Below are 23,108 nucleotides of genomic sequence, written 5' to 3'. Positions count from 1 at the left end.
CAGCAACGCGCCTTCGATCTGCTCGACCTGACACCCTCGCTGTAGGCAGCACGAAACACTTCGCAGTCAACAAATCCCTGCGATCACAACAACTTGCTCAATTCCCTCAGGGGTAACTTCGGACTAGCCGGTTTATTGACGGATCAGTTTCAATTCGAGCCCAGGAGGCGCTCCGCATCCCTTGTGATGCAGCGCGCCGGCAGGAAGCGACCACCCGCAGCCCCATGAAAGGTAGCGTGCGGGTGGCGTCATGAAGGCCAAGACGATCGGATGCCGAAGTGCCCGGCAGGGACGAGCGCGTTTCTCACGTCGCGTTATGCGCCGTCCTGGCGTTTTGCCTTGCGATAATCGTAGGTCGAGTCGAAGCGCTGCTTCAGGTAGTCGCCCCACGTGATGGGTGGATATTTCGGCGCTTCGCCGTTGCGGTTGCAGCCCGGTATGCATTCGACCAGCGTGTGGTAGGTCGGGTCGAAGAAGAACGGGATCGAATAACGTTCGCGGCCGGTGGTGTTGATCACGCGATGCGGCGTCGACAGCCAGCGGTCGTTGGTCCATCGCTTCAGCATGTCGGCGATGTTGACGACGAAAGTGCCGGGGACGTAGGGCGCGTCGATCCAGCCGCCATCGCGGCGGCGCACCTGCAAGCCGCCGACCTCGTCCTGGGCCAGGATGGTGACGAAGCCATAGTCGGTGTGCGGGGCGATGCCGAATTCGTTCTCGGCCCGTGTCGGCGGCTGTGGCGGATAGTGCAGCAGGCGCACGAACGGCATCGGCTTCTTGAAATAGGGCAGGAAATAATCCTCGTCGAGGTCGAGCGCGCGGCCGAAGATCCGCAGCACGGTATCGCCGACATCCCTCAGGGCATTGAAATAGGTATCGATGGCCGGGCGCAGCGCCGGCATGGCGGCGGGCCACTGGTTGGGCCCGTGCAGCGGCACGCCCGCCTTCACGTCCGGATCGTCGGGCCCGAGGTCGAGGCCGGTCAGGAATGTCTCGTTGAAGTTCGGCTTGAGGTCGGCGGTGTATGTCGAGTTGTTGATCGGCATGAAGCCGCGATGGGCGTTGTTGATCTTGACCGTCAGCTTGTCGGCCTCGGGCAGCGCGAAGAAGGCGCGCGAAGCTTCGAAGGCGCCTTCGATCACCGTCTGGTCGACGCCATGCCCGGCAATATAGAGGAAGCCGACGGTCTCGGCCGCCTCCTGCACCTGGCGGGCCACACGGTCCTTGGCCGATCCATCACGGAAGCCTCCGATATCGACGATCGGGATCGTATCGATGGCCATATCGCCATGCTCAGGCATCTTGTCCTCCCTCGCGTTCACAGTCCCAGGAACGCCGTCTTGACGAATGGATCGTCCAGCAATGTCGGGCCGGCGCCCGACAGCACGACGCGCCCTTTCTCGATGACGAAGGCACGGTCGGCCAGCTGCAGGCTCTGGCGCACGTTCTGCTCGACAAGCAGGATAGTGATCCCCTCGGCGTTCAATTGCCGGATCAGCCCGAACGTCTCGGCCACCACCTTGGGCGCCAGGCCGAGCGAGGGCTCGTCCAGGATCATGAGCCGCGGTTCGGCCATCAGGCCGCGGGCGATGGCCAGCATCTGCTGCTCGCCGCCCGACATGCTGCCGCCGAGCTGACCACGCCGCTGGGCCAGACGCGGGAACAGCGCGAAGACGCGGTCGAGGTTGCGGGCCAGGTTGGCTGCGGCGCGCCGGTTCAGCGCGCCCATCAACAGGTTTTCCTCGACCGTCATGCGCGCGAAGATCAGCCGCCCTTCGGGCACCAGCGTGATGCCACGGTCGACCATGGCGGGACAGTCGAGGCCGGTCACCGTCTCGCCGTCGAAGCGGATCGTGCCGCCGCTCGGCCGGATCGCGCCGGCGATGACCTGGACCGTCGTGGTCTTGCCGGCGCCATTGGCGCCGACCAGCACGGCGATGGTGCCCGGCGCCACGGCGAAATCGAGACCGCGCACGGCCAGCGCGCCGCCATAGCCGGCGGCCAGCCCCTGGACGCTCAGCAGGTCGGTCGTCGTCATGGCGCCTCCTGGCCGAGATAGGCCTCGATCACCCGGGGGTCGCGGTTGACCTCCTCGGGCCGCCCGGCGGCGATCAGCCGGCCGGCCTCCAGGACGACGACGCGGTCGGACACCTTCATGACCGCCGGCATGTCGTGCTCGACCAGCAGGACGCCGGCGCCGCGGGCAGCCAGCGCCTTCAGGCTGGCCAGGATCTCCTCCGACTCCGCCGGCACCAGGCCGGCCAGCGGCTCGTCGGCCAGCAGCAGGTGAGGCCGCGCGGCGAAGGCGCGCCCGAGCTCGAGCTTGCGCAGCTGGCCGATCGTCAGCTCGGCGGCCGGCCTGTCGGCCAGCTCGGTAAGGCCCGCCAGCGCCAGCGCCTCGTCGACGACACCGAGCCCGCGATTGTCGCGGTTGCCGAACAGGGCGCCGACCTTGACGTTGTCGCGCACGCTCAGGCCGCGGAAGGGCCGTGCGATCTGGAATGCACGGGCGATGCCGAGCTCGGCGATGCGGCAGGTATTCATGCCGTCGATGCGCCGGCCGCGGAAGCTGACGCTGCCCCGGCTGAGCGGCAGGTAGCCGGTCAGCAGGTTGAAGATCGTCGACTTGCCCGCGCCGTTCGGGCCGATCAGGCTGACGATGCGGCCGGCTTCGGCGGTGAAAGAGACATCGTCGACCGCGGCCAGCTCGCCGAACCGCCGGCTCAGTCCCATGACGTCCAGCAGGGGCGTGGTCATCGCCCGGCACTCTGCGCACGCCGGCGGCGCCACAGCCCGACAAGGCCGTCGGGTGCGACGAGCACCACGGCGACGATCAGCACGCCGGTGATGGCGAGGTGGTATTCGAGCAGGTCGGCCAGGACCAGCTTGGTGACGCCGGTCATGACGGCGGCGCCGATCACCGGCCCGAGGATCGAACCCATGCCGCCGACCAGGCTGTTGACGATCATCTCCAGGCTGAGCGAGCCGCGGAACACCGAATCGCTGGTGATGTAGCCGAGGTTCAAGGCATAGACGGCGCCGATCAATCCGATCAGCCCACCCGACAGCACAAAGGCCACGACCTTGAAGCGCGTGGTCGGCACGCCCAGCATCTGCGCGGCATCCTCGTCCTCGCGGATCGCGGCCAAGCCATAGCCCAGCCGGCTGCGCGAGATCACCCAGGCGACGGCCATCACGATGGCCAGCAGCGCCAGCGCGATCCAGTAGAAGAAGGCTTCGACGCGCACACCCATCGGCGCCAGGTTGGGCAAGGCGAGGCCGGTCGACCCGCCGAAAACGGGAAAGGCTGCGACGGCTTCGCCCAGCACCAGGGCGACAGCCAGCATGGCGATGGTGAAGTAGTGGCCGCGCAGCCGCAGGATCGGCCAGGCGATGATCGCCGCGATCCCGCCGGCGACCACCAGGCCGGCGCCGAGGCTCCATGCAAGCTGCAACGCGGGAGCTGCTTCGGGCACGGCGCGCAGGGCCAGCGCCGCAGCGAAGGCGCCGATACCAACGAAGGCGGTGTGGCCGAAGCTGTAGTAGGCCGTGAAGCCAGCCAGCAGCCACCAGCAAACAGCGAAGCCTGCCGACAGGAAGATCGACAGCCCGACCCGGATGTGAAAAGCCTTGAGGAAGAAGGGGAGCGTCGTCAGCGCGGCGATCAGCAGCACGGCCAGCAGCAGGATCGTGATCCGTCGCGCCATGTCAGCGGCTGGCCTTGAACGCGCTGCCCAGGATGCCGTTCGGGCGCACCAGCAGCGTGAACAGCAGGATCAGGAACATCACCATGTTGGTATAGACCGCACCGAGATAGGTCTGGGTCAGGGTCGAGACCAGCCCGAGCAGGAGGCCGCCCAGCATGGCGCCCCCCAGGCTGCCGACGCCGCCCAGCGTCACGACGATGAAGGCATAGACCGTCCACGTCACTTCATCGGCCGGCGTGAAGGGCAGCATCATGCCGATCAGCACGCCCGAGGCGGCGGCGAAGGCGCTGGCCACTGCAAAGGTCATTGCATAGACCGCGCGGGCGTCGACGCCGCATAGCCGGGCACCCAGCTCGGACAGCGCCGTCGCCCTGATGACGCGGCCCCAGCGCGAGAAGCGCAGGAACGAGCCGAGGATGGCGATCAGCGCCAGGCCGCAGCCAAAGGCGACCAGCCGCACCAGGTCGATCGAGATGTCGCCGAGCCGCAGGTTGATGAAGGAATAGGACGGGCTGATCGACCGTACCGACGACGAGAAGGTGACCGTCAGCAGGTTCACGGCGATCAGGGCGAAGCCGAACGTGACGAGCAGCGCTGCGACCGGGTTGCCGCGTTCGACAGCCGGCTGGATCACCAGGCGCTGGCAGGCCCAACCCAGGGCGAAGGCCACAAGCATCAGGGGCGGGATCGACAGCAGCGGGTCGATGCCCAGCACCGACCACGCCACCAGCGCGCCATAGGCCCCGCCGATGACGAAGATGCCGTGGGTGAGATTGATGACGCTCATCACCCCGAAGATCAGCGAGAAGCCTACGGCCGCGATCGAGAGGATGCCGCCGTAGAGCAGCCCATTGACCAGCGTCTGGACCAGCGCAGTCACGGCCGGGTCGCGTCAGCGCTTCGACCAGGGCTCGATCGGCCAGAGCGGCGGGGCTTCGCGCAGGCGTTCCGGCGCGATCACCTTGACGTCGCCGCCTTGCACCTGGGTCACCGCTGATCCCATCAGCACCGGGTCGCCATCGCCCTGCGGCGTGAACTTGATGCGGCCGTAGAGCGATTCGATGTCGAGCTTGGCTAGCGTATCGCGCACCGCGATCGGATCGTCGGTGCGGCCGACCGTCTGCAGGGCGCTGACATAGGCGACGATGCATGCCGCCGCCGTGCCCTGATGGTAGATCAGCGGCAGGGTGTTGTTGGCGCGGTAATACTCGGCGAACTTGGCTGTCGAGCCGAAGATCGGGTCGGTGTAGGGAAAGGTCGGCGACCAGGTCGAGATGCAGGTTATGCCGCTGGCGTACTTGCCCAGCGCCTCGCGGAAGCTGGCTGCCTGCGGTCCGAGCGAGGTGAACAGCATCTTCACATCGGTCCGGCTCTGCGCCATCTGGCGGGCGATCAGCAGCGAGTTCTGGTCCGATGTCAGGCACATGACGATGTCGGGCGCGTCCTCGCGCACCGAGGTCAGCACCGCTGAAACGTCCTGCAGCTGGGCCGGCAGCTCGAACACCTTGATGACCTGCATGCCCCTCTCCTTCAGGCGCTCGATCACGCCGAGGCCCTGGGGCTTGGAGAACGGGTCGTTGGTGTAGACAACGGTGATGGTCTTGGGCTTGGGCGACAGCGCCTCGAAAGCGTCGACCGCTGGGAAGGCCGAGCGCGAGGCGCGCGGATACATGCCGAAGACGAACTTGTAGCCCTGCGTGAAGATCGGGTCGCCGCCGCCGCCTGCCTGCACCATAGGCTTGCGGGCCCGTTCGGTCAGTGCAACCTGGGGCAGGATGATGGGCGTCGAATACGACCCCAGGAAAAAAAGCACGTCATCGTCGATCTGCTTCTGCAGCAGCGTCGTGGCGCGCTGCGGATCGGAGGCGTCGTCGACCAGGCGCAGCTCCAGCCGATGGCGCTTGCCGCCGATGTCGATCCCGCCCTTCACCTCGTTGACGTATTTGACAACGGTCTGATAGCCGGCATGGACGCTCTGGCCGATTTCAGCCCAGCGGCCGCTGAAGGGGATGGTGCCGCCGAAGATGACGGACGGCAGCGTCTGCGCTGACGCCCGATTGGAGCGCGCGAGCGCCCCGATGCCGATGGTGGCTGAAATTGCCTTGATCGATCCGCGTCGCGTGATGCGGTGTGCCATGGCCCCCCTCCGTTTGCCTCTCTGTCGTTGAAGCGTTTGTGCAGGACGGCGCATGGCAACCTGCTGTGGCATTGGCAGAGATTTTCGAATACCACTATGGCGATATAGTATTTGACATACGCCGAGGCGGCAAGGCAAATTTCAAGAAGAATATCGCCGTTCTCGTATGTGATACAGGGGGCGTGAATGGCAGGGCGGAAACAAAAGGCGGGCGCGACAAGACGGCAGGCAGGCTTCGGCGACAAGCAGCTGCGCTCGCTCGGGCGGCGTCTGCGGCAGCTTCGCGAGGCGCGCAATTGGTCGCTGAAGAAGCTGGCTGCCGAAAGCGGCATCAGCATCGCGGCCATCCAGAAGATCGAAGTCGGCGAGGCCAATCCGAGTCTGCTGACCGTGCTGGCCATCACGGAAGTGCTGGGCGAGCCGGTCGACCGGCTGATCGAGGCATCGCGCGAGCTGGATCGCGCCGTCAACGTGGTGCGCGGCACGCTGCCGACGCATGCGCCGGCCGCTGTTGCGCTGGCCACCGACCTGGCCAGTCCCCAGATGGAGGCGCACCTGATCCCCGTCGGGTCGAAGGAGCGTTTCGATCTGCGCGACCATGGTGTGAGCGGCGCGGCCTTTGCCTATGTGCTGGACGGCACGGTTGCCATCGACCAGGGGCCCGATAGCGTTCCACGCGTGCTGCGTGCCGGCGATGCGGTGCATCTCAACGCCGATGTCGCCCTTGGCCTGACTGGCCAGCTTGCTCGGCGCAGCCATGTGCTGTGCCTGGCCGACCGCCGCGATCCCAACGACATGGCAGAACCGAAATGACCACGGGCCGCAAGTATCTCGTCGCGACGGATGTCGGCGGCACCTGCACGGACACCATCGTGTTTGCGTCCGGCGAGCCGGTGCGCCTTGGCAAGGCATTGTCAACGCCGCCGGACTTCGCCACCGGCGTGCTCGATTCGATCCGCTCGGCGGCAACCTCGATGGGTCTGACGCTGGAGGCGTTGCTGGCGCAGACGTCGCTGTTCATGCACGGCTCGACCGTCGTCGACAACGCGGTGCTGACCCGCGACGGCTCACGCACCGGCCTGCTGACGACCGAAGGCTTCGAGGACACCGTCCTGGTGACGCGCGGCGCCTATGGCCGCTGGGGCGGGTTGACCGAGGACCGCATCAAGCATCCGGTCAAGACGGACCGCGCGCCGGCTCTGGTCGACGCCGCCCGCATCATGGGCGTCGCCGAGCGCGTCGATTACAAGGGCGCGGTGCTGCGCGAGCTGGACGAGGCCCAGGTCGAGCGCGCGGTACGCCACCTGATCGACCGCCACCGGGTCGACGCCATCGCCGTGTCGTTCCTGTGGTCGTTCTACAACCCGGTCAACGAGCAGAAGGTCAAGGCGCTGATCAACCGCATCGCGCCCGATATCTATTGCACGCTGTCGAGCGACATTGCGCCGGTGCCGGGCGAATACGAGCGCAGCTCGACCGTCGTGATCAACGCCTATGCCGGCCGCATCACGCGCGCCTATCTGTCCAGCCTCGAAACGCTGCTGGCCGGGACGGGATATGACGGTCCGGTCATGGTGATGCAGGGCTATGGCGGCCTGTTGCCGGCACACGAGGCGGCGGACCGCTCGATCGGCATGCTGGAGTGCGGGCCCGCCGCCGGCGTCATCGGCAGCCGGGCACTGGGCCAGCTGCTCGACCAGCCTGACGTCATCGCGACCGACATGGGGGGCACCACGTTCAAGGTGTCGGTGATCCAGGGCGGTACGATCGAATATGCGCGCGAACCGATGGTCGACCGCTTCCACTACACCCAGCCCAAGATCGAGGTCGTTTCGATCGGGTCGGGCGGCGGATCCATCGTCACGCTTGAGCCCGGCTCGAACGCACCGCGGGTCGGCCCGCGTTCGGCCGGCTCGCGCCCCGGACCGGTGTGCTACGGCCTCGGCGGCGACGAGCCGACCCTGACCGACGTCTTTATGCTGATCGGCTACATGGACCCCGAGATCTTCCTCGGCGGCAGCATGCGGCTTGATCGCGAGCGGGCACGGCAGGTGTTCGAGCAGAAGATCGCCCGCCCGCTGGGGTTGCCGGTCGAGGCCGCCGCGATCGGCGTCTACCGGGTCGCTGCGGCCCAGATCACCGACCTGATCCGCCAGATCACGGTCGAGCGCGGCCTGGATCCGCGCGACTTCGTGCTGCACGCCTTCGGTGGATCCTGCGGCATGGTCGCCGGCATGTTCGGCGCCGAGCTCAACGTGCGGCGGATGGTGGTGCCCTATACCGCCTCGGTGAATTGCGCGTTCGGCCTGATTTCGGCCGATATCGTGCACGAGTACGCCACGACGGCGCTGCTGCCGGTGCCGTCGCCGGCCGAGGCGGTCAACCGGCTGTTCGCGCCGATGCTCGAGAAGGCGCGGGCTCAGTTGGCGCTGGAGGGCTTCACCGGCGATCGCGTGCGGTTGGATGGCGCGGTCGACCTGCGCTATTCCCGCCAGGTGCACGAGGTCACGACGCCGGTCCGCGGCAGCGTGCCGCTCGACGATGCGGCGCTGGCCGGCGTGGTCACCGATTTCGAGGCGCTCTACGAACGCAAGTACGGCAAGGGCTCGGCCTATCGCGAAGCCGGCATGGAGATGACCCAGTTCCGGCTGACGGCGCGCGGGTTGATGGAGCGGCCCGAGATCGCGGCCGAGGCGACGGGCGGGGCGGATCCGGCCGGTGCGCGCATCGGCCGGCGGCCGATCTTCGTCGAGGCCGAGGGCAGCATGGTGCCTTCCGACATCTACGATTTCGAGAAGCTGCGCCCGGGCAATGTCGTGGCGGGGCCGGCGGTGATCCACACGCCGATCACGACCATCGTGCTGCAGGCGGGCCAGCGCGGCACGCTGGACGGCTATCGCAACGTCATTATCGATTTCGCCTGACCGCCACGGAGACACCGATGGATCCGATCACCTTCTCGATCATCCGTCACCGCCTGTTTCGCGTCGTCGAAGAGGCGGTCATGACGCTGAAGCACGTTTCGGGCAGTGCCATCACCAACGAAGGGCACGACCTGATGGTCTCGCTCTATCGTGCCGATGGGTCGCTGCTGATGGGGGGCGTCGGCTTCCTGCATCACCTGACCAGCGCCGCCGAGGCCTGCAAGGCGATCATCCGCCGCTTCGCCGGACAGATCCACGAAGGCGACCTGTTCCTGCTGAACGACCCCTATACGGCGGCGCTGCATACGTCCGACATCTACCTGATCGCGCCGATCCACTACGAAGGCCGGCTGGTCGCGTGGAGCGCCTGCTTCGTCCATGTCTTCGATATCGGCGCGATGAACCCGGGCGGCTTCGCGCCTGACGCTGTCGACATCTTCACCGAAGGCTTCTCGTCGCCCGGCCTGAAGCTGATCGACCGGGGCGAGATGCGCCAGGACGTGTGGGACACCATCCTGAACATGGTGCGCGGCCCCGAGATGGTCGCCCTCGACCTGCGTTCGATGATCGCTTGCAACAACGTTGCCGGCGAGCGGCTGATCGCGCTGTTCGAGAAATACGGCGCCGAGATCGTCGACGACGCCTGCCGCATGCTGATCGAGCAGTCCGAGCAGCGGCTGCGCGAGCGCCTGCGCGAACTGCCCGACGGGCAGTGGCAGTCGCGCCAGTATCTCGAGGTCAAGGGTGAGACCTACAGGGTCGTGCTCACCATGCGCAAGCAGGGCGACGAGCTGGTGTTCGATTTCACCGGATCCTCGCCGCAGTCGAAATACAGCGTCAACTGCTCGAAATGGGCGTCGCTGGGCGGGCTGTTCGCGCCGCTGTTCCCGCTGCTGTGCTACGACATCACGTGGAACGAGGGCGTCATCCGCCCGGTGCGCATGATCGCGCCGGAAGGCAGCATCGTGAACTGCGCGCGGCCGGCGCCGGTCTCGGTGGCGACGGTCGGTGCGATCCAGTCGGTCAACAATGCGGCCTGCGCCACCATCGGCAAGATGCTGGCGGCCAGTGAGCGCTACGCCGAGGAATCGACGGCGGTATGGCATGCCAACCATTTCGCGATCTTCATGTTCGGCACCAACCAGCGCGGCGGCTTGTCGATCGGCATCCTGACCGAGACCTTCGCCGGCGCGGGTGGCGCGCGGCATGTCGGTGACGGCGTCGATATCGGCGGCGAGATCCCGAATCCGATCTCGCGCATGGCCAATGTCGAGACCATCGAGGCGACGTTCCCGGTGCGCTATTTGTTCCGCCGCCGCCTGAAGGACTCGGGCGGGCCCGGCCGCCATCGCGGCGGCACGGGTGGCGAGATGATGATCGTCGCCCATGACGCGCCCGACGGCGGCATCGACTATGTCGTCTCCGGCAAGGGCACCAAGTTCCCGCAAAGCGATGGGCTGGCCGGCGGCTATCCCGGCGCGCTGAACGACTATGTCTGGATTCATGCCGACGAGTCCGATGCGACGGCCTTTGCCGGCAGCCTCGCCGACATGAAGGGCCGGCACGAACCGATTTCCTGGGGCGTCTATCCGCTGCGCGGCAAGGATGGCCTCTATGTGCGCTGGAACGGCGGCGGTGGCCTTGGCGATCCGCTCGACCGGCCGGCCGATCAAGTGGTGAACGATGTGACCGCCGGCGCAATCTCCACCCGCGCCGCCGAGGAGGTCTACGGCGTCGCCTTCAAGGATGGCGTCCTCGATGCCACCCTGACCGAAACCCGGCGGCGCGATCTGAAGGCCCGCCGCCTGCAGGAGGTCGCGTGATGGCCCGCCGGCGATTTTCTGACACCCTGATCCTCGCCGACGGCAAGATCTGCTGCGGCGCCTGCGAGCGGCCGTTGGCCGCCGCCGACCGATCATGGAAAGAGCAGGCCGCGCTCACGGTGGTGCCGGTCGCCTCGCTGCCCGGCGCCGGCCTCGGCACCGACAGCCGCATCGTGCTGCGCCGCTTCGCCTGCAGCGGCTGCGGCACCCTGCTGGAAACCGAAGTGGCATTGCCCGAGGATCCTTTTCTCGAAGACCGTATCGTCGTGGCAGGCTGAACATGGCGCGGCGCAAGGCGGCGCAGCCGGCCGAGGCGAAATCGGCCTACGAGACCGAGCTGGTCGGCGAGCGGCTGCGGGCCCTTCGCCTGGCGCAGACGCTGACCCTGAGCCGGCTGTCGGCGCTTTCCGGCGTGCCGGCCTCGACCATCTCCAAGATCGAGAACGGCCAGCTGCGCCCGAACCTGGTGCATGCCATCAATCTGGCCGAGGCCCTGGAGGAGAATCTGGGGTTCCTGATCGGCCGCTATCGTGACCGGCCCGAGCCGGTGGTGGTGGTCAAGGCGCAGGAACGCAACACCATCCACTATGGCGACATGGGCCTGACGCTGCAGGACCTCAACGGGCACTTCAAGCCCGGCGTCCTCGAATCGCGCGTCGGCATCATGGCACCAGACGCCCATTCCGGTGTCGATGCGATGACGCACCAGGGCGAGGAGTTCTGCTATGTCATCGCCGGCGCCATTCGCTATCGCATCGCCGACGAGATCATCGAGCTGACGGCCGGCGACTACCTGCAATTCAAGAGCGACATCCGCCATTCCTGGGAAAATGCCCATTCGGGAGAAACCCGAGTGCTGTGGGTGTTCTCCAACGGTCTCTCGTTCTGAGGAAGCACCAGATGCACAACGTGTCCATCCGTCAGGAAATCGTCGATCGCGTCATCGCGCGCCGCGGCCGCGTCCATTGGTTCGACAGTCTTGACCCGGCGCGGACGGCTGTCGTGGTCATCGACATGCAGAACACGTTCTGCGCGCCGGGCGGTCCGGCCGAGGTGCCGACCTCGCGCGGCATCACCGCCGGCATCGACCGGCTGAACCATGCCGCCCGCGAACGCGGCATGCCGGTGATCTGGGTCCTGCACGCCAATACCCACTGGCGGGGCCGCAGCGATTGGGAGCTGTTCTTCAACCACGTGGTCGCCGACGAGGTGAAGGCGCGCACCATCGAGAGCCTGGCGGCGGGGCGCCAGGATGTCTGGTCGGAGCTGCACACCGAACCCGCCGACCTTGTCGTGTTCAAGAACCGCTACAGCGCGCTGATCTCGGGTGCCTCCAACCTCGAGCGCGTGCTGCGCAACCTCGGTGTCGACACGGTGCTGATCGCCGGCACCAAGACCAACGTCTGCTGCGAAGCGACGGCGCGCGATGCGATGATGCTCGATTTCAAGGTCGTGATGGTGTCGGATTGCTGCGCCGCGCTGTCCGACGACGAGCATCGCGCCACGTTGGAGACTTTCATCCAGCAGTTCGGTGACGTGATGACGGCGGACGAGGTCATCGCCTGCCTCGACCGCGGTCGCAGCGACACATGACATCGGTCGCCTACCATCGGCCGGCCGACCTCGCTGCCGTGCTGGCGCTGCTGGCTGCCGACGAGGAGGCCCGGCCGCTGGCGGGTGGCCAGACATTGGTGCCGATGCTCAATCTCGAGCTGTTGGCACCGACGGCGATCGTCTCGCTGATCGACGTTGCCGAACTGCGCGGGATCCGCCGCCTGGACGACGGCACGGTACGGATCGGCGCGATGGAGACCCACGCCCGCATCGCCGTCAGCGACGCCTTCCGTGACGGCCAGGCCCTGATCCCTGACGCCGCGCGGCAGATCGCGAGCCCGGCGATCCGCAATTTCGGCACCATCGGCGGCGCCTGCGCTCACGGCGATCCCGCCTCGGACTGGCCGGCGGCCTTGGTCGGCGCCGATGCCACGATCGAGATCGCCGGCCGTGACGGCATCCGCAAGGTTGCAGCCGAAGACTTTTTTCTGCAGTTCCTGACGACGGCGCTTGAGCCGGGCGAGCTGGTCACGGCGATCATCGTGCCGCCGTTGCCGGGGCGAGGGCGCTACTACCGCTTTGCGCGCGTCGATTCCGACTACCCCATCCTCTCCATCGCCTGTGTCGCCGATATCGCCGGCGGCATCTGCCGTTTCGCGCGGCTGGCGGCTGGCGCCTGTGGCCCGACTCCCGTCCGTGTCGCGGCGGCCGAAGCGCTGCTGGCCGGCCGCCCACGCGATGCCGATCGGGTGCGGCAAGCGGGAACGATGCTCGCCGAAGCTGCCGAGCCGATCGACGACGTCCGCGGCAGCGCTGACTATCGCCGGCGCATCCTGCCCGGGCTGGTCGCGCGCGTCCTGGATGAGGTGGCCGGCCCATGATCACGACGACGCTGACGGTCAACGATCGTGTCCACGCCGTCACCGCCGAGGCGACGGCGACGGTTCTGGATGTCTTGCGCGACCATCTCGGCCTGACCGGTGCCAAGCGCGGCTGCAACTACGGCGTCTGCGGTACCTGTAGCGTGCTGATCGATGGCAAGCTGGCGCGGGCCTGCCTGTCCCTGGCCGCCAACTGCGCGGGGCGCGCGGTCACGACGATCGAAGCGATCGGGCAGGGCGAGGCGCTCGATCCGCTGCAGCGCTGCCTGGTCGAGGCCGGCGCCGTGCAGTGCGGGTTCTGCAGTCCGGCCATGGTGCTGGCGATCAAGGCGCTGCTGGCAGTCAACCCGCATCCGACGGCGGCCGAGGTCGGCGCGGCGATCTCCGGTAACATCTGCCGTTGTTCGGGCTATGGCGCGATCATCGAAGCAGTGACGCGCGCGACCGGGGGCGCTGCGCCATGACGGACATGACCGTAGTGGGCCAGTCGGCGCCGCGCTTGGAAGGGCATGAGAAGATCACCGGCCGCACAGCCTATGTCGATGACATGCAGCGGCCCGGCATGCTGCATGCGGCGGTGTTGCGCTCGCCCTATGCCCATGCGCGGCTGGTGTCGGTGGACGTGACGGCGGCGCGTGCCCTGCCCGGTGTCCATTGCGTGCTGACCGGCGAGGATTTTCCCCATCACTATGGTGCCTTCGTCCGGGATGAGGTGGCGCTGGCGCGGGGCAAGGTTCGCTATGTGGGTGAACCCGTAGCGGTCGTAGCGGCCGATAGCCTCGCCCTGGCCCGCCAGGCCCTCGGGCTGATCGCGACCGACTATGAGGAATTGCCTGCGGTGATGACGCCGGCCGAGGCGCTGGCACAGGATGCCCCGCTGGTGCACGACGATTTCGCCGCTTACGGGCGCCGCGTCGCCGTGCCGCTGCCGGCCAATGTCTGCGCCGCGACCACGATCGCGGAGGGCGACGTCGAGGCGGCCCTCGCCGGCTGCGACGTGGTGATCGAAGGCACCTACGAGACCCAGGCCCAGGTCCACTGTTATCTCGAGCCCTGCGGCGCGTTGGCCGAGGCCGATGCCGCCGGCAAGCTCACCGTGTGGTCGTCATGCCAGTCGGTGTTCCGGGTGCAGGCGACCGTGGCCGAGGTGCTGGGCATGCCGATGTCGCGCGTCCGGGCCATCGCGACCCGTGTCGGTGGCGCGTTCGGCGGCAAGTCCGACGTGACCGTGCAGCCGCTGGCTGCGCTGCTGGCCTTGCGCACCCGCCGGCCGGTCAAGCTGGTGCTGAGCCGCGACGACGATTTCATGATGATGCGCACGCGGCACCCGGCGACGATCTGGATGAAGACCGGGGCCATGGCCGATGGCCGGCTGGTGGCGCGTGCGGCCCGCGTCACGCTCGACGGCGGCGCCTATGCCGAGGATTCGTCGGCCGTGCTGGGCTTTGCCCTGCTGATCGCACGCGGTCCCTATCGCATCGACCATGTCCGTATGGAAGGCCAGGTCGCCTACACCAACCGCCTGCGCGCGGCCGGGTTCCGCGGCTATGGCAACCCGCAGGTCACCTTCGCCGGCGAATGCCAGGTCGACGAGGTCGCCGCCCGCCTCGGACGCGATCCGATCGACCTGCGCCTGCAGAACGCGGTGCGCGCCGGCGACCGCTGGGTCGGCGGTCAGGCGATCGAGGCCTGCGGCTTCGCCGAATGCCTCGAGAAGCTGCGCGATGCGTTGCCGCCGCGCGTGCCCGGTCGCGGCATCGGCGTGGCCTGCGTCACCCATATCTCGGGCATCCTCTCCACCAGTGCCATCGTGCGCGTGCTGGAAGACGGCACGGTGACGCTCAACACCGGCGCGGTCGATCTGGGCGAGGGGGCCGATACCGTGCTGGCGCAGATCTGCGCCGAGACGCTCAAGATCCCGCTGGACCGCATCAACTACACCGTGCCCGATACAGACGGCTCGCCCTACAACTGGTCGACCGGCGGCTCCCGCGTCACCTACATGGTCGGGCGTGCGGTCGCGGGCGCCGCGGGCCAGGCACGCGATCGACTGTTCGAGCATGCCGCCGAGATGCTGGAATGCGCCAGCGGTGATCTCGAACTGCGTGCCGGGGGGCGTGTCGGCATCGTCGGCGTGCCGGGGGCCGAGGTTCCGTTCCGCGATATCTCCGGTCGCGCTCACTGGGTCGCCGGCGGCCCGATCATCGGCACGACCTCGGTGATGTTCGAGGGCGGCGGGTTCGATCCCAAGCGCAGTGCCGTGACCGGCAATGGCATCGGCAAGCTCGGCACGTTCGTCTTTGGCGCGCAGGCGGCCGAGGTCGAGGTCGACGACGTGACCGGCCAGATCGCGGTGCGCCGGATCTGGGCCGCGCACGATGTCGGCCGCGCGATCAATCCGACGGCGGTCGAAGGCCAGATCGCCGGCGGCATCGTCCAGGGCCTGGGCTATGCGCTCTATGAGGACCTGCGCTTCGACGGGCCCAACCCGGCCAATCCGACGCTGATGGACTACAAGGTGCCGGGCGCGCTCGATGTACCCGAAATCACCCCCATCATCGTCGAGCACCCCGAGCCTTCCGGGCCATTCGGCGCCAAGGGCATCGGCGAGCCGCCGCTGGTGCCGGTCGCGCCGGCCATCGCCAATGCGGTAGCGGATGCGCGCGGCGTGCGGCTCAAGGCGCTGCCGATGACACCGGAACGAGTGCTGGCCGCGCTGGATGGCAGACGCTAGGGACCTCCTGATGGACGTCATCGCGAGAGTCTGCTGGAGCCGCAGCGTATCTCCATCCAGAAGGCGTCGCCCTAGCTCACCGGGCTCGATGCCTGCCAGACATTCCCAGTAACGGTTCTCACAGATCGCTTTTTTCGGGCAGACGCCGCGCGCCTGCTGCCACGCTGCGCACAAAAAAATCACGACTGTGCGTGCAACCTTTCTTTTCTTGGCCATTGGTCATGTGCGGGCACCGAGATGAAGTTGGATTTTCCTGTTTGCCTGCGTCTTCAAGGAAGTGTCTTTTCGGTTGCGTGTCGATGCCCGCTTCCGGTCGACATCATGCACGCGTGCGCATTGGACCATGGTCGACAACGGCGTGTGCATTGGATATGTTGAGAGTATTAACGCGCCTCCCTGCAATAATTTTGTAGTGCATACACCAATACTTCTTGGAGATTCATAATTATTGCAGAAACAAGACAGATGAGATGAAGGTGCATTGGTGAGACACTTTCATTGTGCAGTCTTTCACTTCCATTTGTTGGACGAGGCTTGATATGGCCACTTCTCTGTTGGGATCGCCCGCTGACGACAGGCTCAGCGGGACGAACGGTGACGATGATATCAGCGGCGGACCGGGTGACGACCTGATCCAAGGCGGCGCTGGTGACGACGTGCTCAGGGGTGGTTCCGGCGACGACGATATCCGCGGCGGTGCCGGCGACGACGTGATCCGCGGTGGCGCCGGCGATGACGTGATCGCAGGCGGCGCTGGCGACGACGATCTCCGCGGCGGTGCGGGCGACGACGTTATAAGAGGCGGCGCAGGCGACGATGTCGTTGCGGGTGGTGCCGGTGACGACGTGATCTTCGGCGGCGCAGGTGACGATGTCGTCGCGGGCGGCGCGGGCGACGATGTGATCCGCGGCGGTGCGGGTGACGACATCGTCGCCGGTGGGGCTGGCGACGACGTCCTCTTCGGCGATGCCGGTGATGACGTGATCCGTGGCGGCGCCGGTGACGATGTGATCGACGGCGGCACGGGTGACGACGTGATGAGCGGCGGTGCCGGCGCCGATGTGTTCAGGAACGCCGGATCGTTCGGGAACGACGTTATCCTCGATTTCGACAAGACGACCGACCGCCTGGACCTTCGCGCCTTCACGTCCTATGAGCTGACGCAGGCCGGCGACGACACCATTGTCACTGTCGCGGGTGGCCAGATCACGCTGCGGGGGGTGACCCCGGAAGGGCTCGAGTCGGCTATTGACATCGCTTGCGTGGTGCGCGGCACCTTGATTCGCACACCGGCTGGCGAGGTGCCCGTCGAGACCCTCGCCGCGGGCGATATGGTCGTCACCATCGACGGCACCGCCAAGCCCATCAAGTGGATCGGCCGGCGCAGCTACGGCAGCGCCTTCGTCCGATCGAACCCCAAGGTGGCGCCGGTTCGGATCCTGGCGGGTACCCTGGGCGCTGCGTCTCCGGCAGCGGATCTGCTGGTCTCGCCAGAGCACGCCATCCATGTGGAGGGCGCCCTGATCCCGGCCCGCCTGCTGGTGAATGGCGGCACGATCCGCCAGGTCACGGACATCGAGTCGGTCGAGTACTTCCATGTCGAGCTGGAGGCGCCGGACGTGCTGTGGACGAACGGCGCGCCGACCGAGAGCTATGTCAATCACGGCAACCGGCACATGTTCTCCAACTGGGCCGAGTATGTCAGACGCTACGGCTCGGAGGATGAGGCACCCCGCGACACCGACGGTGAGTATGTCCGCCGCTTCCGGGTCATCTACGGCGGCGCTGCCTTGCAGGCGGTGCGCGACCGGCTGGCGGGCATGCCTCTCACCACGGCCGCTTAGGCTTCCATGGTGCCGGGGACACGATCCGGACAGATCGTGTCCCGATTCCTGGCCGAACGGGCGATGCCGCTATCGCGGCACGCCCTTGGTCGCGAAATCCGTGAGCCAAGCGCTGAGCCGCGATGAAGCGGCGCCCAGCCCGTATTTCTGGCGAATGGTGCGAGCGGCATTCACCCTGATCGCCTCGACCGCGCGGCGGTTGTGCCGCACGAACCGCATCTGGCGCGCCGCATCGCTGATCGACGGCTCGGCCCAGGTGCTGCCATCGGCATAGACATATTCATCCGATCGTACTTGCCGCAGCGAGCAGGACACGGGAAAGCCCGTATCCCGTGTCAGGAACGACGCGCTTCCGGACCAGTCTGTGGCAATGACGGGGGTGCCCAGCAGCATGGCTTCCGCCAGGATGCGGCCGAACCCTTCCGACCGATGCAGGGACACGTAGCAATCGGCATCCTGCAGCAATCCGCACACATCGTCGCGTGCCAGGCTGCCATCGACCAGGACGATGCGATCATCCTCTGCCACAAGCTGCTGGACATCCCGCAAGGACTGGGCGTTGGCGTGGCCGTTGATCGTCTTGATCAGCAGGCGCTCCCGTCCGTCGGACGCCGTGAAGGCAGCCTGGAAGGCCTCGATGGCCGCCACGGGATTCTTGCGCGCGATATAGGAATTGAAATCGAACATGCAGAGGAAGACCACGTCCGCGGGCGACAACCCCACGCTTTGGCGATCGAAGGGCTTGCTCTCGGGAACACCGACATGTGGCGGCATATAGAGGACGGGTTTTGACGTCAGCCGCTGGAAGACATCCAGCAGGAAGCGGCTCGATGCCCAGACCTCATCGACAAGGCCGAAGACGAAATGCCAGGACGGCGGCAGGCTGGTGAGCTCCCAGGGCCAGTAGCCGATGTTGTATCGTCCGGCGAACAGGTTGTCGCCCTGCGCCAGCTTCAGGCGCGCCGTCTCGAAGGCGGGCAGGCAGAAGACATTGATGGGATAGATGGGTCTGTCGCTGAAGTAGGCTTCACGCTCGGACTGTGCCGTCGTCACGATTTCGGCCGGATAGCGCACATTGAAGATGGACAGCTGCACGCCCGCGCTCAGCAGGGCCTCGGTCAGGGCACGCACGTCCTCGCCGATGCCCGACACGCCGTCGGCGGCGCCGATGATGTTGACGCCGGGCAGGTGAGACCGGTCCCTCTGGGGCGGCGGCAAATACCACGCGCCCCGTTGAGCACGAGCGGAGTCCTGGTTCGCCAGGAAATCGCGTTCGCGGGCGGCCAGCAGCGGCGTCAGCCGCAGCTGATGGACGCCGACGTGGTAGTACCAGGCATGGAATGCCTCGATGTCGTCATGGAAGCGAGCATCGCCGGTGTGCCGGTCGTGGACGAAGGCAGCCAGCCGCGTCGCAAAAGGCGGCTCGGGCGTCGCCAGGAAGGCGACGTGCTGGGGCGACAGGCAGACGTGCTGATAGCGATGGCGTCCCTCCACGGCAAACCACAGCAGGAAGCGGATCGCGACCGGCTCGTCCAGGGGCGGCGCCCCCGGATTGCCTGCGAACTGCAGCAGGTATGCCGCCCGCAACGTGTCGTCCGCCATGATCATATCGACGGCGTGACCGGCTTCGGGCATGGCGGCTTGCCGGGCCGTCCGGCGCGCGCCAGCATGTGCGGTGTGTGCCATGGTCCGCTCTCAGCCGGTCGGCGGCGCGGGAGCGGCGAGGCGATTCGGGAAGCGTCCGGCGGTGCCGGCCGTCGCTGCGGTGTCGTCCCGGGTGCGGGCGCGTGACGTCCGATGCTGCCGGATGAGCGTGACGAGCGCATCGTAACCCTGAGTCACCGCCGCCATGTAGCGTACGAACAGGCTCCGTGAAGACAGTGCCAGCTCCTCGCGCAATGCGCCGGAGGTGGTGTAGGCCTTCATCGCGCCGATCATGGCGTCGATCGTGTCAAGGCGGTGAAAGTCATGCTCGGGCCGCATGCCCTCGAAGGCGTCGCGGGTGCCGATGACGGGCTTTCCGAACGCGATGGCTTCGATCGTCTTGATCTTGAGGCCGGTGCCGCCGAGCATGGGGTTGAGCACGCATTCCACCACATCGTAGAAGCGCTCGACGCGCTCGACGACGCCCAGCAGGAACGGATGCGACTGCAGCGACAGGCGGCGCCGGGATATCGTGCCGGCCAGAGCCCAGCGCGCGACCCGATCCCGGGCCAGGGCCGCGTCGATGGCCAGAACCGATCGCACGTTCCATGGGTTGCCGCTGCCCAGGTAGCCGAACGTGAAGCTGGGGTTCGGTGCCCAGGGCCCCGTGAGGAAGCCCGGCTCGACAGGATGGCCGACCGTCAGGACCTTGCCGGTGAAACGATCCTGGATCGCCTCCGCCTCGTTCTCCTGGATCGCGATCACCACATCGGCGCGCTCGAAGCCGCGGCGCTCCTCCTCGACAGTGGTGAAGAACCAGCGCGGCTCCAGTCCCTGCTCTTCGGCGGTCAGGTGCCGGTCGCCGAACAGGTCATGCGTGTCGATCACCTTCAGCGGACCGTGGATCCCGGTCAGGACCTTCGACATCCATACGTAGTTGACGATGATCGCGTCGTAGCGGTGTGTCGCGGCGAGCTCTCGCACGGTGTCGCACAGCTGGTCGGCGCACCAGTCGTCGATGCCCCAGGATCGCGCATGGCTGGGCCGGGACAAGGGCTGGGAGCGCACGAAGAAGAACCTGTGCCAGAAGCCGATCATCACTTCAGCCTGCTCCTTGGACAGGCCTTCCATGCCGTAGTAGAGAAAGTCGGCCATGACTCCCCGGCGCTTCAGCTCGGCGCCGAAAGCCAGGATGCGCACGGAGTTGCCCTGCACCGCAGGGTGCGACGGGATTGGCGAGACGATCAGCACCTTGAGCGGGACGGTCATGCGGCGAACTCGATGCGATCGATGCACAGCCCGAGGTGGCGATGGCCGGAACCGTCGGGCACCATGTGCGGGCAGACCAGGGACAGCACGGTCATGTCGGCGGCAGGTGCCGCGAGATCGACCGTCACCTTGCCGCTGACGTCGGACCAGGGCGAGAGCCGGTGCCCGACATGCCGGCCGTCGATCAGCACCCGCAGTCCCGACAGGTTGCGGGGATCCTCGGTCTTGATGATGGAGACGTTGAGCTTGGTGGCGGTGGCCGGAAAGCCCGTCAGCAGGACACGAAAGTGCTTCGAGGGCCCGGTCCACAGCCAGGAATAGTCGCCTTCGCTTTCGCTGCGGTAGCTGCCGTCGTGGATCAGAGCGCCGGCGACCAGCACCGCCTGAGACGGTGCGTCCGCTGGGACGGCAAGGACAAGGGTCGCGTGCGGCACGATGGTCCTGTCGGCCGCGGCCAGGCGCTTGGCCGGGGTGGGGCTCGCCGGCGCCAAGGGCAGCTGCCGGCAAAGCACATCGTACGTGGCCGCGGGCACGATCCACAGGAAGACGGGAGCGGCGTCGGCCGGCGTCAGGGCGATGACGCGCCGCTGCTTGAGCCACGGCGCCAGAGCAGGGGACACGACTGCCGAGCGGTGGCCACCGAGGCACAACACCAGCGACCGGCCGTCATCGACGAGATCGGCGATCGGCTCGACCTGATCCATGGAGTCGGCGAAGAAAACCACCTTCCGCGACCGGTCGACGGTGTCCAGAAGGTTTGCCCGTGCCGGCGAGTCCCGGTCGGCTGCGGCCAGCGCGTGGACATCGCGGTGACCACCCGACTGCCGGAACCGGCCCAGGAACGTCTGTTCTGGCGCCGGCCGACCGCAGGATCCGAACACGACCTCGCGGTCGATACCGGCGCTGCGTCCGGCCGGAAGGCTCATATCGATCACCGCGATCCGTCCGAGCGCCGAGCGCAGTGTCGCAAAAAGCGCTGCAAGCACGGATACGGGCAATCGTGCATCGCCGGCTGTGTTGGAGCGTCTTGCGGGCATCATTGCCACCCGTAGGCACGACCAAGGACAGAGAGGCCGACCGCCGATCCGCCACCCGGCGCCACCCGGCGCCCCCTGGCGGCCGGGCGCGACCGGAAGCGAACGGTGTCGATTGTGACATGCGGTCCGAAGGCGCCTTGCAGGAAGCCGGGCTTGTCCAGGCTGTACCGCGCGATATCGTCCGCCGAATCGAACCAGAAGAGTGCTTCGAAGGGGCCCTCGATGCCGCTCAGCCGCCGCCGCAGGTCGGCCGGCTCCAGCGCGTCGGCGCCGTCGATCTCGACCCGTACCGGTGCCGGTGGGCTGGCGTGCCGCTCGGCGGCCTGCCGTCCTGCCGCCTGTGTCCTGGCGTGCGTGGCGTCGATGAAATCCGAGTAGCTCTTGGCGATATGGCGCATCGCAAGCGTGCTGCCGGCGTAGTGCCGGGCGCGGTCACCGAAGAGGGTCCGCAGCTCGCCGTCATGCAGGAGCGCTTCCATGGCCCTGACCAGGGCGGGAACCGTGTCGAAGATCGGGATATGCACGACCGCTTCGCGGGGAATCTCGGCATAGGCTGCGGTGTCGTTCACGATGCAGCACCGGCCCGCGGAAAAGGCCCGGGCCAGCGTACCGGAGCTCTCGCCCACCGAGGGGAACCGAAGATTGACGACCAGATCGGCGGCGGCGATGTACGCATCAAGCTCGGCTTCGCTGACGTAGCCCGTGATTGTCGCGACATCGCGCAGGCGCGGATGCTTCGCGAGCTCCTCCCGCAGGGGATACTCGTCAGGGCGCTCCTCGCCGGCGTGGATCCACCGCAAGGCGACGCCATCCTGCAGCAATGTCTCCAATGCCTCGAGAAGCCAGTCGAAGCGCTTCGATCGCGTGGCGAAGCCCGAGGTTAGGACGATCCTCTCATCGGGAGGCAGGGACAAGCGCTGGCGGGCCTCCTCAGCCGACGTGATCGCCAGCACCGGGGCGAAATGTGGAATCACCGTGCACTTCGCCGCCGCTGCCGGGCCGTAGCCCGCCCGCAATTTGTTCATCGCATAGCGGGAGTGAACGATGACGCCGTCAGCCAGAGACAGAATCTCGCCAACCATGTCGAACAGAACGTAGTTGGCCGCCGTCTTCAGGCGGTTCTCCTTCCATTGCCTGCCGTAGAGCGCGCCGAGCGCAGGATCCTGCTGCTGCATGCCGGCCAGTATCGGCTCCAGCCGCGGCGAGGACAGCTCATAGAGATAAAGCAGGCTCAGATCATGCAGCGAGACGATGCCGCCGTGCCGGCGCAGGGCTTCCAGCACGAAGATGTGGCCGCCATTGTTGCCGATCTGGTGCAGGATCGGCGTGTGCGGCCCGACATACCGGAAAGCCTGGGCTTCATCGCGAACGTCGACGCCTTGCGGCGCGGAAGCGAGCACGTCATCGCAATAAACAACGCAGCGGCGCAGAGCGCGCAGCTCGTCCATGAGCTTGTAGGCGTAGTCGGCGATGCCGTTGCGCGCCGGCGGCAGGGGCGTGAAATTGTGCAGGTCGAGCTTGGCTGCCGCCTTCGCCGTCATTTTCTCCCGCATG

Annotated in this window: 20 protein-coding genes; 10 read left to right on the top strand and 10 right to left on the bottom strand. The window is 67.0% G+C overall.

From position 1 onward, the window contains the following. Positions 1–314 precede the first annotated feature (314 nt). From FHP25_RS37125 to FHP25_RS37100, 6 genes are read right to left on the bottom strand one after another with little or no spacing between them, the layout of a single operon-like run. Complete coding sequence (locus FHP25_RS37125) at positions 315–1,301, bottom strand: isopenicillin N synthase family dioxygenase (RefSeq protein ID WP_147852051.1); 987 nt, start codon at positions 1,299–1,301, stop codon at positions 315–317. Positions 1,302–1,318: 17 nt separating this feature from the next. Then, complete coding sequence (locus tag FHP25_RS37120) at positions 1,319–2,038, bottom strand: ABC transporter ATP-binding protein (RefSeq protein ID WP_147852050.1); 720 nt, start codon at positions 2,036–2,038, stop codon at positions 1,319–1,321. After that, positions 2,035–2,757 (bottom strand): ABC transporter ATP-binding protein, encoded by a 723-nt coding sequence (locus FHP25_RS37115; protein ID WP_147852049.1) that lies wholly within the window; start codon positions 2,755–2,757, stop codon positions 2,035–2,037. Before FHP25_RS37115 ends, FHP25_RS37120 begins: the two co-directional genes overlap by 4 nt. After that, positions 2,754–3,707, bottom strand: coding sequence for a branched-chain amino acid ABC transporter permease (locus tag FHP25_RS37110; RefSeq protein WP_147852048.1), 954 nt, complete (start codon positions 3,705–3,707; stop codon positions 2,754–2,756). Before FHP25_RS37110 ends, FHP25_RS37115 begins: the two co-directional genes overlap by 4 nt. A 1-nt stretch (position 3,708) precedes the next feature. Then, the gene (locus FHP25_RS37105) at positions 3,709–4,587 is read right to left on the bottom strand and encodes a branched-chain amino acid ABC transporter permease (protein WP_147852047.1); all 879 of its coding nucleotides are present in this window, start codon (positions 4,585–4,587) and stop codon (positions 3,709–3,711) included. 12 nt (positions 4,588–4,599) lie between these two features. Next, a complete protein-coding gene (locus FHP25_RS37100; protein ID WP_178134075.1) occupies positions 4,600–5,844 on the bottom strand; it encodes an amino acid ABC transporter substrate-binding protein in 1,245 nt (414 codons plus the stop codon). Between the two features lie 186 nt (positions 5,845–6,030). On the opposite strand from FHP25_RS37100, the gene FHP25_RS37095 reads away from it, so the two are divergent. The 10 genes from FHP25_RS37095 to FHP25_RS37055 all read left to right on the top strand — a co-directional run bounded on the left by FHP25_RS37095 (position 6,031) and on the right by FHP25_RS37055 (position 17,604). Then, the gene (locus tag FHP25_RS37095) at positions 6,031–6,657 is read left to right on the top strand and encodes an XRE family transcriptional regulator (protein ID WP_147852045.1); all 627 of its coding nucleotides are present in this window, start codon (positions 6,031–6,033) and stop codon (positions 6,655–6,657) included. Continuing rightward, the gene (locus tag FHP25_RS37090; protein ID WP_147852044.1) at positions 6,654–8,768 is read left to right on the top strand and encodes a hydantoinase/oxoprolinase family protein; all 2,115 of its coding nucleotides are present in this window, start codon (positions 6,654–6,656) and stop codon (positions 8,766–8,768) included. Before FHP25_RS37095 ends, FHP25_RS37090 begins: the two co-directional genes overlap by 4 nt. Before the next feature lie 17 nt (positions 8,769–8,785). Beyond that, complete coding sequence (locus FHP25_RS37085; protein ID WP_147852043.1) at positions 8,786–10,591, top strand: hydantoinase B/oxoprolinase family protein; 1,806 nt, start codon at positions 8,786–8,788, stop codon at positions 10,589–10,591. Next, positions 10,591–10,869 carry a hypothetical protein gene (locus FHP25_RS41180; protein WP_178134074.1) on the top strand — a complete coding sequence of 93 codons (279 nt, stop codon included), beginning with the start codon at positions 10,591–10,593 and terminating at the stop codon, positions 10,867–10,869. Before FHP25_RS37085 ends, FHP25_RS41180 begins: the two co-directional genes overlap by 1 nt. 2 nt (positions 10,870–10,871) lie before the next feature. Beyond that, the gene (locus tag FHP25_RS37080; protein WP_178134073.1) at positions 10,872–11,480 is read left to right on the top strand and encodes a helix-turn-helix domain-containing protein; all 609 of its coding nucleotides are present in this window, start codon (positions 10,872–10,874) and stop codon (positions 11,478–11,480) included. Between the two features lie 11 nt (positions 11,481–11,491). Then, positions 11,492–12,184 (top strand): isochorismatase family protein, encoded by a 693-nt coding sequence (locus FHP25_RS37075; protein WP_146543171.1) that lies wholly within the window; start codon positions 11,492–11,494, stop codon positions 12,182–12,184. Further along, positions 12,181–13,026, top strand: coding sequence for an FAD binding domain-containing protein (locus FHP25_RS37070; protein WP_147852041.1), 846 nt, complete (start codon positions 12,181–12,183; stop codon positions 13,024–13,026). The genes FHP25_RS37075 and FHP25_RS37070 overlap by 4 nt, the downstream gene beginning before the upstream one ends. Then, on the top strand, positions 13,023–13,490 hold the full coding sequence (locus FHP25_RS37065) for a (2Fe-2S)-binding protein (protein ID WP_147852040.1): 468 nt from the start codon (positions 13,023–13,025) through the stop codon (positions 13,488–13,490). The genes FHP25_RS37070 and FHP25_RS37065 overlap by 4 nt, the downstream gene beginning before the upstream one ends. Further along, positions 13,487–15,760 (top strand): xanthine dehydrogenase family protein molybdopterin-binding subunit, encoded by a 2,274-nt coding sequence (locus FHP25_RS37060; protein WP_147852039.1) that lies wholly within the window; start codon positions 13,487–13,489, stop codon positions 15,758–15,760. Before FHP25_RS37065 ends, FHP25_RS37060 begins: the two co-directional genes overlap by 4 nt. A 500-nt stretch (positions 15,761–16,260) precedes the next feature. Beyond that, positions 16,261–17,604, top strand: coding sequence for a Hint domain-containing protein (locus tag FHP25_RS37055; RefSeq protein WP_147852038.1), 1,344 nt, complete (start codon positions 16,261–16,263; stop codon positions 17,602–17,604). Positions 17,605–17,673: 69 nt separating this feature from the next. On the opposite strand, the gene FHP25_RS37050 is transcribed toward FHP25_RS37055, so the two are convergent. The 4 genes from FHP25_RS37050 to FHP25_RS37035 all read right to left on the bottom strand — a co-directional run bounded on the left by FHP25_RS37050 (position 17,674) and on the right by FHP25_RS37035 (position 23,107). Further along, positions 17,674–19,290 (bottom strand): glycosyltransferase, encoded by a 1,617-nt coding sequence (locus tag FHP25_RS37050; protein ID WP_147852037.1) that lies wholly within the window; start codon positions 19,288–19,290, stop codon positions 17,674–17,676. 9 nt (positions 19,291–19,299) lie between these two features. Beyond that, positions 19,300–20,517 (bottom strand): glycosyltransferase, encoded by a 1,218-nt coding sequence (locus FHP25_RS37045; RefSeq protein WP_147852036.1) that lies wholly within the window; start codon positions 20,515–20,517, stop codon positions 19,300–19,302. Continuing rightward, entirely contained in the window at positions 20,514–21,443 is a 930-nt protein-coding gene (locus tag FHP25_RS37040) for a hypothetical protein (protein WP_147852035.1), read from the bottom strand. The genes FHP25_RS37045 and FHP25_RS37040 overlap by 4 nt, the downstream gene beginning before the upstream one ends. 110 nt (positions 21,444–21,553) lie before the next feature. Continuing rightward, on the bottom strand, positions 21,554–23,107 hold the full coding sequence (locus tag FHP25_RS37035; RefSeq protein ID WP_178134072.1) for a glycosyltransferase family 4 protein: 1,554 nt from the start codon (positions 23,105–23,107) through the stop codon (positions 21,554–21,556). Between the last annotated feature and the right edge of the window lies 1 nt (position 23,108).

Origin of the sequence: Vineibacter terrae, assembly GCF_008039615.1 — a bacterium.
Lineage (GTDB): Bacteria > Pseudomonadota > Alphaproteobacteria > Reyranellales > Reyranellaceae > Vineibacter > Vineibacter terrae.
The sequence above is the reverse complement of the archived record's forward strand: the minus strand, read 5'-3'. Positions and strand labels throughout refer to the sequence as shown.

Bases quoted from the DNA above. Each gene is read 5' to 3' on its own strand.
- FHP25_RS37095 (WP_147852045.1), top strand. From the start codon at position 6,031: ATGGCAGGGCGGAAACAAAAGGCGGGCGCGACAAGACGGCAGGCAGGC.
- FHP25_RS37060 (WP_147852039.1), top strand. From the start codon at position 13,487: ATGACGGACATGACCGTAGTGGGCCAGTCGGCGCCGCGCTTGGAAGGG.
- FHP25_RS37100 (WP_178134075.1), bottom strand. From the start codon at position 5,844: ATGGCACACCGCATCACGCGACGCGGATCGATCAAGGCAATTTCAGCC.
- FHP25_RS37110 (WP_147852048.1), bottom strand. From the start codon at position 3,707: ATGGCGCGACGGATCACGATCCTGCTGCTGGCCGTGCTGCTGATCGCC.
- FHP25_RS37075 (WP_146543171.1), top strand. From the start codon at position 11,492: ATGCACAACGTGTCCATCCGTCAGGAAATCGTCGATCGCGTCATCGCG.
- FHP25_RS37115 (WP_147852049.1), bottom strand. From the start codon at position 2,757: ATGACCACGCCCCTGCTGGACGTCATGGGACTGAGCCGGCGGTTCGGC.
- FHP25_RS37125 (WP_147852051.1), bottom strand. From the start codon at position 1,301: ATGCCTGAGCATGGCGATATGGCCATCGATACGATCCCGATCGTCGAT.
- FHP25_RS37090 (WP_147852044.1), top strand. From the start codon at position 6,654: ATGACCACGGGCCGCAAGTATCTCGTCGCGACGGATGTCGGCGGCACC.
- FHP25_RS37040 (WP_147852035.1), bottom strand. From the start codon at position 21,443: ATGAGCCTTCCGGCCGGACGCAGCGCCGGTATCGACCGCGAGGTCGTG.
- FHP25_RS37085 (WP_147852043.1), top strand. From the start codon at position 8,786: ATGGATCCGATCACCTTCTCGATCATCCGTCACCGCCTGTTTCGCGTC.
- FHP25_RS37045 (WP_147852036.1), bottom strand. From the start codon at position 20,517: ATGACCGTCCCGCTCAAGGTGCTGATCGTCTCGCCAATCCCGTCGCAC.
- FHP25_RS37120 (WP_147852050.1), bottom strand. From the start codon at position 2,038: ATGACGACGACCGACCTGCTGAGCGTCCAGGGGCTGGCCGCCGGCTAT.
- FHP25_RS37050 (WP_147852037.1), bottom strand. From the start codon at position 19,290: ATGGCACACACCGCACATGCTGGCGCGCGCCGGACGGCCCGGCAAGCC.
- FHP25_RS37070 (WP_147852041.1), top strand. From the start codon at position 12,181: ATGACATCGGTCGCCTACCATCGGCCGGCCGACCTCGCTGCCGTGCTG.
- FHP25_RS37080 (WP_178134073.1), top strand. From the start codon at position 10,872: ATGGCGCGGCGCAAGGCGGCGCAGCCGGCCGAGGCGAAATCGGCCTAC.
- FHP25_RS37035 (WP_178134072.1), bottom strand. From the start codon at position 23,107: ATGCGGGAGAAAATGACGGCGAAGGCGGCAGCCAAGCTCGACCTGCAC.
- FHP25_RS41180 (WP_178134074.1), top strand. From the start codon at position 10,591: ATGGCCCGCCGGCGATTTTCTGACACCCTGATCCTCGCCGACGGCAAG.
- FHP25_RS37065 (WP_147852040.1), top strand. From the start codon at position 13,023: ATGATCACGACGACGCTGACGGTCAACGATCGTGTCCACGCCGTCACC.